Consider the following 11,900-nt stretch of genomic DNA (forward strand, 5'->3'; position numbering starts at 1 on the left):
AGTTATTTTGGTTGGCTGCTAGAGATCTGATTCCTGCACCACCCGCACTTTCGCCGCATCCAGCGCATACGCCGCGTCAGCCAGTTCGTTGTTGACCTTCTCGATCTTCAGCGTGCCGGTCACCCACAGCGGCGTGTAGATATCATCCAGCTTCAACCCTTTCGGATAGCGCACCAGCACCAACTGGTTAGGCGGCGGTGGCGGCACGTGGATGCAGGCGCCCGGATACGGCACGAGGAAGAACAGCGTGCTGCGGCCCTTGGCGTCGGATTCCAGCGGCACCGGATAACCACCGATGCGGATGTTCTTGTCGTTCATCGACGGCACGGTTTTGGTCGAGTACATCACCGCCGGCAAGCCCTTGCTCTGCTTCATGCCACCCTTTTCGGTAAAGGTGCCATTGGCTTCGGGGGAGTTGTGATCGATTTCGGGCATGGCCTCAAGGGCTTTCTGGTCCGACTTCGGCATCAGTTCGAGCCAGTCGGTTTCCGGCAGTTCGCCGGCATGGGCAAGGCCCGAACCCAGTAAAAGGACAGTCAATAGAAGACGGCGCATGAAGGTGCTCGGCAAGAGAAAGGACGGTATGGCGCCGAGCATTCTAGCCCTCCCCGCGTGCGGCGCAGAGAGGGCTTTGTCGCCTGGATCAGTTCTTTTTGATCAAGCCGTAGACCACCAGCAATATCACGGCGCCAACCAGCGCACCCAGGAAGCCTGCGCCTTGTCCTGCCTGATAGAAGCCCAGGGCCTGACCGCCGTAAGTGGCCGCCAGTGAACCGCCGATACCGAGCAGGATGGTCATGATCCAGCCCATGCTGTCGTCACCCGGTTTCAGGAACCGGGCCAGCAGGCCGACAATCAAGCCGATAAAGATGGTTCCGATAATTCCCATGGCATTTCCCTCTGATTGGTTGGACATGCCAAAGCCTAGACAGACTTTTGCATCCTGCCATGAGAGAACGGCGGCCCTGAATGGTTCCGCCGCGGCCACATGAAACCGTTTATTCGGTGATCAGCGCTTCGACCTTGAGGATCTGTGCGGCCAGCGTCTCGCGGTCTGCACAACGCAGGTTGGCATGACCGACCTTGCGCCCGACCTTGAAGGCCTTGCCATAGTGATGCAGATGGCAATCGGCGATGGCCAGGACTTTTTCGGTCTCCGGCACTTTACCGATGAAGTTGAGCATGGCGCTCTCCCCCACCTTGGCCGTCGACCCCAGCGGCAGACCGGCAACGGCCCGCAGGTGGTTTTCGAACTGGCTGCATTCGGCGCCTTCGGTAGTCCAGTGCCCGGAGTTGTGCACACGCGGGGCGATTTCGTTGGCCTTCAAGCCACCGTCGACTTCAAAGAACTCGAACGCCATCACGCCAACGTAGCTCAAATGCTTGAGCACTCGGCTGGAGTAGTCTTCGGCCAAGGCTTGCAACGGGTGGTCGGTGCTGGCCACGGACAGCTTGAGGATGCCGCTGTCGTGGGTGTTGTGAACCAGCGGGTAGAACTTGGTTTCGCCATCGCGAGCACGCACGGCGATCAGCGACACTTCGCCGGTGAACGGCACGAAGCCTTCCAGCAGGCAGGCAACGCTGCCCAGTTCAGCGAAGGTGCCGACCACGTCTTCAGCGGTGCGCAGGACTTTCTGGCCCTTGCCGTCGTAACCCAGGGTGCGGGTTTTCAATACGGCTGGCAGACCGATGGAGGCCACGGCGGCCTCCAGATCGGCTTGCGACTGGATGTCGGCGAACGCCGGGGTGGGAATCCCCAGGTCCTTGAACATGCTCTTCTCGAACCAGCGATCGCGAGCGATGCGCAGGGCTTCGGCGCTCGGGTAGACCGGGACGAATTGCGACAAGAACGCTACGGTTTCAGCCGGGACGCTTTCGAACTCGAAGGTCACCAGATCGACTTCATCGGCGAGCTGACGCAGGTGATCCTGATCGCCGTAATCGGCCCGCAGGTGTTCGCCCAACGCGGCTGCGCAAGCATCCGGCGCGGGGTCCAGGAAAGCGAAGTTCATGCCCAGCGGGGTGCCCGCCAGCGCCAACATGCGACCCAACTGGCCGCCACCGATTACACCGATCTTCATCGTCAACAACCTCAGGCGATGCGTGGGTCTGGATTTTCCAGGACGCTGTCTGTCTGCTCAGCACGGAAAGTCTTCAGCACTTCGTGGAACTGCGGGTGCTTGGCGCCGAGGATGCTCGCCGACAGCAGCGCGGCGTTGATCGCGCCGGCTTTGCCGATGGCCAGGGTGGCGACCGGAATGCCTGCCGGCATCTGCACAATAGACAGCAGCGAGTCGACGCCCGAAAGCATCGACGACTGCACCGGCACGCCCAGCACCGGCAGGTGGGTCTTGGCCGCACACATGCCTGGCAAATGGGCCGCGCCACCGGCACCGGCGATGATCACCTCGATGCCACGCGCCTCAGCCTCTTCGGCGTACTGGAACAGCAGGTCCGGGGTGCGGTGGGCAGAGACCACTTTCACCTCGTAAGGGATGCCGAGCTTTTCCAGCATATCGGCGGTGTGGCTAAGGGTGGACCAATCGGACTTGGAGCCCATGATCACGCCAACCAGTGCACTCATCGTCGTGCCTCTTCTCTCTGGGCGCCCGCAGGCGCGTCAAAAAACAACAAGCCACGCAAAAATGCGTGGCTTGATTGTACGAAAAATGGCCGGACGAACCGGCCGAAGGCCGCGCAGTATACCTCAATGAAGCGGATAAACAGCCCCCGAAACGACCATCTGTCATACGGCACAAAGTGCCGGTTTTATTGACCTGAAGGTCAAGAGCGCACAGTGCCCGCCACGGCCCTTCAAGGCAATAACCGAGTCAATGAAAAACGCCCACAAGAAGTGCCATTTATCACGAACAAACACCAAGTAATAAATAAGGGATATCAACAAGGGTAGATCCCGAAAAAACTCGTGTTATATATCAAGCGGCACCAAATTAACGTGCCACCTAATTAATAAACAACCACTTTTAACGCCCTCGCCCAAATCACCGAGAGCGATTTATTCATGAGCCTTCACTATGAGCACACTATTAAAAACACTACTGATACTTGTCACCACCTTAAGTATCAATATCAGCGCCCACGCACTGAATGACAACACACTCAAAGACGACCCTTTGAATCCGATCCGGATTTTCGTCATATTCCATGATGATGTGCCTGAATCGAAACGAAGTTCAACCTACGCTGATCGCATTCGCCCCTTTGTCATCGAGTTCAAGCGTATCACTGGCCGGCACATCTCGGTGGTCTTCGATCGGAACCGCCCGCCCTATACCAACTTCAACTATAAATCTGACACCCCCTACAAGATGTTTGAAGAGTGGAAAAAGCTCGCCTGGGCATACAAGAAAGAACGACATGACAACAATGAGTTTTTGTCTTCGCGCAATGATCGGATTCTCTTGGTCACCAACGATTACATCAATGGCAGTCCGCTAATGGGCGGCATGGGTGGGCTCGCGACTCAACCCGGACACACTGCAATTGCCTCGTTCGAGCAAGGGCAGGCAATTGGGCATGAACTTGGACATACCTTTAATGCACGCCATGAGGACAGTGAAATTCTTTTTAAAGGGTGGTGGTGTGAAACCTTTGTGTTTCCGGAATCGTTCCTGCTTCGCTCTAATTGCTATGTGTTTAGTCAAGCAAACGAAAAACGTATCAAGGCTTATGTCGACAGCTTGTATTGAAATTACTACAGCCACCCCCTCTCAACCCAACAAAAAATAACAAAATGGAAAGCAGCGTGAAGAACAATAAAACAAATCAAGCCAAAAACCCTGTCCTTTTAATGGTCTATATCCACGACGACCTGGATGGGTATGATGAAGGCAAACTTTACGACGACCATTTCGCCTGGCTGAAAACCGAGCTCGAATATATATCCGGTCGTGACGTCACAATCATCTTCAACTCTAAATCCACCTCCCCGGGAATGACCCAATACCACTACAAAAATGAAAGCGTCTACGATTCAGGTCAGGGCTGGAAAGCAATGGTTAAAGCGTTAACTTCAAAGGTAGAGGAGACCCGTCCTTACGATCCGGACCTGAACAAATTCCTCTTTGTTAACCCGCCACCCGATCAACAGCAGCGTTGCCGGCGCTGCGATCGAAAAGGGTCAGAGTGGAATCGCATCGATTTTCTACTACATGGCACCCGCGCACGAGGTGGGCCACATGTTCGGTGCCACCCATGACGATGCGGACGTGATCTACGACGGCTGGTGGCACGACACGATCACGAAAGCGGACTGGGCGACGACTTTTCGTGGCAATGCCTACCGTTTCAGCGACAGGAACCGAGAGAATATTCGTCACTACCTCAATCAATTCGACTGAAACGCCGCTGAGTCTGACCATCGGGTGCACGCCATTTGCATGGGCTTGCACCCGACTCAGGAAGCGGGGCTGGCCGCACCGCCTTCCAGCTTGCGCCACAACAATCGCACGTTGGCCTTGCGCACCAGCGCACAGCGATACAGACGAATCTCCAGCGGCACATGCCATTGCGGGCCGCCGCAAATCACCAGTTCACCGCGCGCCAGTTCGGCGCGCACGCTCAGTTGCGGCACCCAGGCGATGCCCAGGCCTTCCAGCGCCATGCTTTTCAGGCTGTCGGCCATGGCCGTTTCGTAAATGGTGGTGAAGCGCAGCGCCCGCTGGCGCAACAGCATATTCACCGAGCGCCCGAGAAACGCTCCGGCGCTGTAGGCCAGCAGCGGCACACTGGCGTCGCCTTCCAGGTCGAACAGTGGCTTGCCGTCAGCGTCCGCCGCGCAAACCGGGAGCATTTCGGTGTGGCCCAAGTGCAGGGACGGGAAAATCTCCGGGTCCATCTGCATCGCGGCGTCCGGGTCGTAGAACGCCAGCATCAGGTCGCACCCGCCTTCGCGCAGGGCATGCACGGCGTCGCCGACGTTGGTCGCCACCAACCGCGTGGCGATGTTCAGCCCTTCATTGCGCAATTGCGCGATCCAGCGCGGGAAGAAACCCAATGCCAAGGAGTGAGCCGCCGCGACTTGCATCACTTCGCCTTGCCCGCCTTCCAGGTGATGAAGGTGGCGCAGCACTTCGCCGAGCTGTTCGACCACGGTCCGCGCAGTCACCAGAAACAACTGCCCCGCCGCCGTCAGCTCGATTGGCGTGCGTGAACGATTGACCAGTTGCAGCCCCAGCGCGGCTTCAAGGCTGCGGATCCGTCGGCTGAACGCCGGCTGAGTCACGAAGCGGCGTTCGGCAGCCTGGGAGAAGCTGCGGGTGGCGGCCAAGGCACTGAAGTCCTCAAGCCATTTACTTTCCAGATTCATCACGTCCTCCCGGACACGCACCAAATTAGGTCACACGCTCGCCGCACACACGGCGTCACATGGGCATTATGCCGAATGTGCATAGGCCAGTGTTTAACAGCATTGGCCGAAAATTCTCTACAAGCCTAGCATTTGCAGTGTTCCGGCACAGACCGGGTCCATATCGAGATGATTTCTATCATGTCCTCCGCTGCATCTTTCCGCACAGAAAAAGACCTGCTTGGCGTACTCGAAGTACCGGCTCAAGCGTATTACGGCATCCAGACCCTGCGAGCGGTGAACAACTTCCGTCTCTCCGGCGTTCCGATTTCGCATTACCCGAAGCTGGTTGTCGGCCTGGCCATGGTCAAACAGGCCGCCGCTGACGCCAACCGCGAGTTGGGTCACCTGAGCGAAGCCAAGCACGCTGCCATCAGCGAAGCCTGTGCACGATTGATCCGCGGCGATTTCCACGAAGAGTTCGTGGTGGACATGATTCAAGGCGGCGCTGGCACTTCGACCAACATGAATGCCAACGAAGTCATCGCCAACATCGCGCTGGAGGCCATGGGTCACCAGAAGGGCGAATACCAATACCTGCACCCGAACAACGACGTGAACATGGCGCAGTCGACCAACGACGCCTACCCGACCGCGATCCGCCTGGGTCTGCTGCTGGGTCACGACGCATTGCTGGCCAGCCTCGACAGCCTGATCCAGTCGTTCGCCGCCAAGGGTGAAGAATTCAACCACGTCCTGAAAATGGGCCGTACCCAGCTGCAAGACGCTGTGCCGATGACCCTCGGCCAAGAATTCCGCGCCTTCGCCACTACCCTGAGCGAAGACCTGGCGCGCCTGAAAACGTTGGCGCCTGAGCTGCTGACCGAAGTGAACCTGGGCGGCACCGCGATCGGCACCGGCATCAACGCCGACCCGCGTTACCAGCACCTGGCCGTTCAACGCCTGGCACTGATCAGCGGTCAACCACTGGTTCCAGCCGCCGACCTGATCGAAGCCACCTCCGACATGGGTGCTTTCGTACTGTTCTCCGGCATGCTCAAGCGCACCGCGGTCAAGCTGTCGAAGATCTGCAACGACCTGCGCCTGCTGTCCAGCGGCCCACGCACCGGCATCAACGAAATCAACCTGCCGGCACGTCAGCCGGGCAGTTCGATCATGCCTGGCAAGGTCAACCCGGTCATCCCGGAAGCCGTGAACCAGGTGGCGTTCCAGATCATCGGTAACGACCTGGCCCTGACCATCGCCGCCGAAGGCGGCCAGTTGCAACTGAACGTGATGGAGCCGCTGATCGCTTTCAAGATCTTCGACTCGATCCGCCTGCTGCAACGCGCCATGGACATGCTGCGCGAGCACTGCATCGTCGGCATCACCGCCAACGAAGCGCGCTGCCGCGAACTGGTCGAGCACTCGATCGGCCTGGTCACCGCGCTGAACCCGTACATCGGCTATGAAAACGCCACCCGCATCGCCCGTATCGCCCTCGAAAGCGGCCGCGGCGTGCTGGAACTGGTGCGCGAAGAAGGCTTGCTCGACGAAGAAATGCTCGCCGACATCCTGCGCCCGGAAAACATGATCGCTCCGCGTCTGGTTCCGCTTAAAGCCTGATCCGACGCGTTACTTGTAGCACCACTCACCAGGTCGAGGGACTAGACACCTCTCACCTTTTGAGGGCTTGGGGATTTGTTCCCCAGGCCCTTTTTTTTAACTATTTACAAGCAAACACAGAACCTGTGGGAGCGGGCTTGCCCGCGATGAACGATAACGCGGAGTTCCTGATAAACCGCGGTGCCTGCATCGCGGGCAAGCCCGCTCCCACAAGAACCAGGCGCCATCAACGTCAGGTGTTTCAAAGGCTTCGTTTCATCGGATGCACCACAACCGTGCAGACGGACGGCACTCTCATAGGTATAGTGCCGCCCCTCTTCGCGTGAGCGGTCGTCGGTAACGAGGCCCAAACCCATGCGAAACCCGAACTAATAACAAACCCGCAATATGAAATCGGGACGAACCTTCGCCTCGCCTGTTTTGCCGTGCGCAAACCGGTGTAACGCGATGTTTCCGACCGCCCAGCATTTGCCTACACAAAAAACAGCGAGGAATAATCCATGCTCGAAGTCATTAACGACTTCCTCTCAGGGAAAGTACTGATCGTGCTCATTGTCGGGCTCGGTAGCTACTTCACGATCCGCTCGCGTTTCGTTCAATTGCGTCACTTCTTCCACATGTTCGCGGTGTTCCGCGACAGCCTCAAAAGCAGCGCCGGTCAACTCAGCTCGTTTCAGGCCCTGATGCTCAGCCTTGCCGGCCGCGTCGGTGCAGGCAACATCGCCGGTGTCGGCATTGCCGTGACCCTCGGTGGGCCAGGTGCAGTGTTCTGGATGTGGGTGACCGCACTGGTCGGCATGTCCAGCAGCTTCTTCGAATGTTCCCTCGGCCAGCTCTACAAGCGCTGCGATTCCGACGGCACTTACCGTGGCGGCCCGTCCTATTACATCCAGCACGGCCTGCAGAAACGCTGGCTGGGCATGATCATGGCGTTCCTGTTGCTGGTGACCTTCGGGTTTGCCTTCAACGGCCTGCAATCCCACGCCGTGACGCACTCGTTGAACAACGCATTCGGCTTCGATACCACCTGGACCGGCCTGGCCCTGGCAGTGTTGCTGGGCCTGGTGTTCATCGGCGGGATCAAGCGCATCGCCAAGGTCGCTGACCTGTTGGTGCCGGTGAAAACCCTGGTGTACATCGGCGTGACCATCTACGTGATCGTGCTGCAATTCGACCACGTACCAGCGATGCTGATGACCATCGTCAAAAGCGCCTTCGGTCTCGACCAGGCCTTCGGCGGCCTGATCGGCAGCGCCATCGTCATGGGCGTGAAGCGTGGCGTGTTCGCCAACGAAGCGGGCCTGGGCAGTGCGCCCAACGTGGCAGCAGTCGCGTCGGTCGAGCACCCGGTGGCACAAGGCGTGGTTCAGGCGTTCAGCGTATTCCTCGACACCTTCGTGATCTGCACCTGCACCGCCTTGCTGATCCTGCTCTCGGGCTTCTACACCCCGGGCTTCGAAGGCGACGGCATTGCCCTGACCCAGAACTCGCTCGCCGCTGTCGTGGGCGACTGGGGCCGGATGTTCATCTCCGTGGCACTGGCGTTGTTCGTGTTCACCTCGATTCTCTACAACTACTATCTGGGCGAGAGCAACCTGCGCTTCCTGATCGGTGAAAACCGCAAGGCGTTGATCGGCTACCGCGCACTGGTACTGGTGTTGATTTTCTGGGGTGCGATCGAGAACCTCGGCACGGTGTTCGCGTTTGCCGACATCACCATGACCCTGCTCGCGTTCGTGAACCTGATTGCGCTGTTCCTGCTGTTCAAGGTCGGCATGCGCATCCTGTGCGACTACGATGACCAGCGCGCTGCCGGGATCAAGACACCGGTGTTCGATTCGAGCAAGTTCCCGGATCTGGACCTGGACCTGAACGCCTGGCCAGCCAACCCGCCAGCCGCCACCAAGGCTCAAGCCGAGCCCCAAGGCGTACCCGCAGCGCAACGCTGATCGGTAAACGAAGGGTGCACAACCTGTGGGAGCCAGCCTGCTGGCGATGACAGACTGTCAGTTGACGCATTAGTGTCTAACATACCGTCATCGCCAGCAGGCTGGCTCCCACATGTCATCTCTTGCGGAGACTTCCCCATGGTTCCCAATTCCTTTCCCGCCGCCCAGCACGTCATGGTGCTCTACACCGGTGGCACCATCGGCATGCAAGCCAGCGAACATGGCCTGGCACCCGCATCCGGTTTTGAAGCGCGGATGCGCGAATACCTGCACAGCCAGCCAGAGCTGGTGGTGCCGCAGTGGCGCTTTCGCGAGATGTCACCGCTGATCGACAGCGCCAACATGTCCCCGGCGTATTGGCAGCAACTGCGCGAGGCCGTGGTCGATGCAGTGGATGTGCAGGGCTGCGACAGTGTGCTGATCCTGCACGGCACCGACACCCTCGCCTACAGCGCGGCGGCCATGAGCTTTCAACTGCTCGGCTTGCAGGCCCGCGTGTGCTTTACCGGTTCAATGCTGCCGGCCGGCGTGACCGACAGCGATGCCTGGGAAAACCTCGGCGGCGCGTTGGTTGCGCTGGGCCATGGCTTGGCACCGGGCGTTCATCTGTACTTCCATGGCGAACTGCTGGACCCGACCCGATGCGCAAAGGTGCGCAGTTTCGGTCGGCATCCGTTCAAGCGCCTGGAGCGTCAGGGTGGTGGCGTGAAGGCGACTTCACTGCCAGCAGCGTTGAACTACAACCAGAGCAAGCAACTGGCGAAAGTCGCTGTGTTGCCGCTGTTCCCAGGCATTGGCGCCGAGCAACTCGATGGCGTGCTGAACAGCGGCATCCAGGGTCTGGTGCTGGAGTGCTACGGCAGCGGCACCGGGCCGAGCGACAACCCCGAATTTCTCGCCGCGCTTTCGCGGGCGCGGGACAACGGTGTCGTGGTGGTCGCGGTGACGCAGTGCCATGAAGGTGGCGTCGAGCTGGATGTGTACGAGGCTGGCAGCCGGTTGCGCGGCGTCGGCGTACTGTCGGGCGGCGGTATGACCCGTGAGGCGGCGTTCGGCAAGTTGCATGGTTTGCTGGGTGCGGGTCTGGACACCACCGAGGTTAGGCGGCTGGTAGAACTCGACTTGTGCGGCGAACTTAGCTGATACAACACCGTCCTTGTGGGAGCGAGCCTGCTCGCGATGGCGGTTTACCATTCGACAACTATTTCGATTGGTATGCCGCCATCGCGTGCAGGCTCGCTCCCACAAGGTTCCTCGGTCGGCACACAATTTGCTCAGTTTCCAGCCATCCCCAGGCTGGAAGCCGCCATGCTCCACTCCCACCTCACCACCCTCAACGCCGTCTCGTTGGTGCTCAACGCCTTCAAGGCCGAAGGCCTATCCAGCGACGCGTTGCTCGCCGGCAGTGGCATCAGCGCAGCGGACCTGAACCGTGCGGACACGCGCATCACCACCAACCAGGAGATGCAGGTCTGCGCCAACGCGGTCGCGCTCAAGCGTGATATCGGCCTGGAGCTGGGTCGGCGCATGCACGTTTCCTGCTACGGGATGCTCGGCTATGCGCTGCTCACCAGTGCCACCTTCGGTGACGCTTTGCGTCTGGCGATGCGTTATCCGGCGCTGTTGGGAACACTTTTCGAGCTGAGCCTGGAGGACGACGGCGAGCGCATCTGGTTCGTCGCCGCCGACTACCGGGAGAGCCCGGCGATGGCGGTGTTCAATGCCGAGTTCTGTCTGGTGTCATTGAAAGTCATCTGCGACGACCTGCTCGGTCACCCGCTGCCGTTGATCGCTGCGCGCTTCGAACACGCTGCGCCGGACTATCAGGCGACCTACGCCGAACACTTCAACTGCCCGCTGCACTTCAACGCTCGGGACAACGCCTTTGCCTTCGACAAGCGCTGGCTCGACCAACCCTTGCCGCTCGCCGATGTCATCACCCATCAAGCCATGGCCGAACGCTGCCGCAAGCAGAACCTCGAGTTCACCGGGCGCCAGGCGTGGCTGGGGCGGATTCGGCAGTTGCTCAGTGCTCAGCTCAACGCGGCTCCTGGCCTCGAAGGGTTGGCCGAGCAGATGAATTGCTCGGCGCGGACCCTGCGTCGGCACCTCAAGGATCTGGGGTGCAGTTATCAGGAATTGCTGGATGAGCTGCGCTTCGAACAGGCCAAGCACATGCTTTGCGAAGATCAGATGCCTATTTACCGGATCGCCGAAATGCTGGGTTTCAGCGAAACCGCGAGTTTCCGCCATGCGTTTGTGCGCTGGAGCGGGGTCGCACCCAGCCAATTCCGGCCGCACTGACAAACCCTGTGGGAGCGGGCTTGCCCGCGAAGGGGCCAGTACCTCCGACACAGCATCATCGGTTGAAATATTGCCTTCGCGGTGTAGAAACGGACACATCCTTTACGATTGAAACCGGGGACATCCTTTACGTTTCTGTTCTGATCCAGACCCAACTGCCCGACGGCCGCTGGATCAATCGCCTGTATTACGGCAGCGGCCACCTGCACCAGATCAATCTCGACGGCCAAGTCATCAGCGACTTCGAACGCGACCGCCTGCACCGCGAAGTGCTGCGCACCCAAGGCCAGATCAGCACCCGCAGCGAGTACGACCGCAGCGGCCGTTTACGCTCACGCCAACGCCGACACAGCAGCCAGCCATCGCTGATGCCGGCCGCCGTGCAGAAACATTTTGAGTACGACCCCGCCGACAACCTGATCGGCAAACTCGACCAGCAACCCGCCGGGCAACACCGCCAACGGCTGCACTACGACGCCACCGGCCGCATCATCGCCAGCCAGGACAGCCTGCACGGCCAGCGCGAAACCTTCGCCTACGACGCCGCCGCCAACCTGCTGGATGGCCCGCAACCCGGCGCCGGGCTGGTGGTGCACAACAAACTGCTGACCTTCCAGGACAAGCGTTACCGCTACGACGCCTTCGGCCGGATGATCGAAAAACGCAGCGCTAAACGGGGCCTGCAGCGCTTCGGTTACGACGCCGAAAGCCGG

At 59.6% G+C, this 11,900-nt stretch carries 12 protein-coding genes and 1 pseudogene; 8 read left to right on the forward strand and 5 right to left on the reverse strand.

From position 1 onward, the window contains the following. Positions 1-18: 18 nt before the first annotated feature. From Q7W83_RS28105 to purE, 4 genes are all read right to left on the reverse strand, one after another. Entirely contained in the window at positions 19-555 is a 537-nt protein-coding gene (locus tag Q7W83_RS28105; RefSeq protein WP_150634573.1) for a DUF3299 domain-containing protein, read from the reverse strand. An 88-nt stretch (positions 556-643) separates the two neighbouring features. After that, positions 644-889 carry a GlsB/YeaQ/YmgE family stress response membrane protein gene (locus Q7W83_RS28110; protein ID WP_150634560.1) on the reverse strand — a complete coding sequence of 82 codons (246 nt, stop codon included), beginning with the start codon at positions 887-889 and terminating at the stop codon, positions 644-646. Positions 890-998: 109 nt separating this feature from the next. Beyond that, positions 999-2,081 (reverse strand): 5-(carboxyamino)imidazole ribonucleotide synthase, encoded by a 1,083-nt coding sequence (locus tag Q7W83_RS28115; protein WP_473658231.1) that lies wholly within the window; start codon positions 2,079-2,081, stop codon positions 999-1,001. An 11-nt stretch (positions 2,082-2,092) separates the two neighbouring features. Continuing rightward, positions 2,093-2,584, reverse strand: a complete 492-nt coding sequence (purE, locus tag Q7W83_RS28120; protein WP_150634558.1) for a 5-(carboxyamino)imidazole ribonucleotide mutase — start codon at positions 2,582-2,584, stop codon at positions 2,093-2,095. 451 nt (positions 2,585-3,035) lie between these two features. On the opposite strand from purE, the gene Q7W83_RS28125 reads away from it, so the two are divergent. The 3 genes from Q7W83_RS28125 to Q7W83_RS28135 are packed head-to-tail and all read left to right on the forward strand — an operon-like array spanning position 3,036 to position 4,361. Beyond that, positions 3,036-3,710, forward strand: coding sequence for a zinc metalloprotease (locus Q7W83_RS28125; protein ID WP_473658233.1), 675 nt, complete (start codon positions 3,036-3,038; stop codon positions 3,708-3,710). A 56-nt stretch (positions 3,711-3,766) separates the two neighbouring features. Next, positions 3,767-4,219: a hypothetical protein gene (locus Q7W83_RS28130; RefSeq protein ID WP_150653895.1), complete on the forward strand. Its 453-nt coding sequence runs from the start codon at positions 3,767-3,769 to the stop codon at positions 4,217-4,219. Further along, positions 4,200-4,361, forward strand: a complete 162-nt coding sequence (locus tag Q7W83_RS28135; RefSeq protein ID WP_263596741.1) for a hypothetical protein — start codon at positions 4,200-4,202, stop codon at positions 4,359-4,361. The genes Q7W83_RS28130 and Q7W83_RS28135 overlap by 20 nt, the downstream gene beginning before the upstream one ends. A 56-nt stretch (positions 4,362-4,417) precedes the next feature. Here the strand turns inward: Q7W83_RS28135 and Q7W83_RS28140 are convergent, their stop codons facing one another. Next, complete coding sequence (locus Q7W83_RS28140; protein WP_150653893.1) at positions 4,418-5,329, reverse strand: LysR substrate-binding domain-containing protein; 912 nt, start codon at positions 5,327-5,329, stop codon at positions 4,418-4,420. Between the two features lie 180 nt (positions 5,330-5,509). Between Q7W83_RS28140 and aspA the strand changes: the two genes are divergently transcribed. The 5 genes and pseudogenes from aspA to Q7W83_RS28165 all read left to right on the forward strand — a co-directional run. Further along, positions 5,510-6,934, forward strand: coding sequence for an aspartate ammonia-lyase (aspA, locus tag Q7W83_RS28145; RefSeq protein WP_150634554.1), 1,425 nt, complete (start codon positions 5,510-5,512; stop codon positions 6,932-6,934). A gap of 500 nt (positions 6,935-7,434) precedes the next feature. After that, the gene (locus Q7W83_RS28150; RefSeq protein WP_473658237.1) at positions 7,435-8,883 is read left to right on the forward strand and encodes an alanine/glycine:cation symporter family protein; all 1,449 of its coding nucleotides are present in this window, start codon (positions 7,435-7,437) and stop codon (positions 8,881-8,883) included. A 138-nt stretch (positions 8,884-9,021) separates the two neighbouring features. Then, positions 9,022-10,026 (forward strand): asparaginase, encoded by a 1,005-nt coding sequence (locus tag Q7W83_RS28155; protein WP_150634551.1) that lies wholly within the window; start codon positions 9,022-9,024, stop codon positions 10,024-10,026. Positions 10,027-10,191: 165 nt separating this feature from the next. Beyond that, complete coding sequence (locus tag Q7W83_RS28160) at positions 10,192-11,187, forward strand: AraC family transcriptional regulator (protein WP_150653891.1); 996 nt, start codon at positions 10,192-10,194, stop codon at positions 11,185-11,187. Between the two features lie 140 nt (positions 11,188-11,327). Continuing rightward, positions 11,328-11,900: pseudogene (locus Q7W83_RS28165) on the forward strand (RHS repeat domain-containing protein); the annotation flags it as partial.

Source organism: Pseudomonas sp. 300, assembly GCF_055803035.1.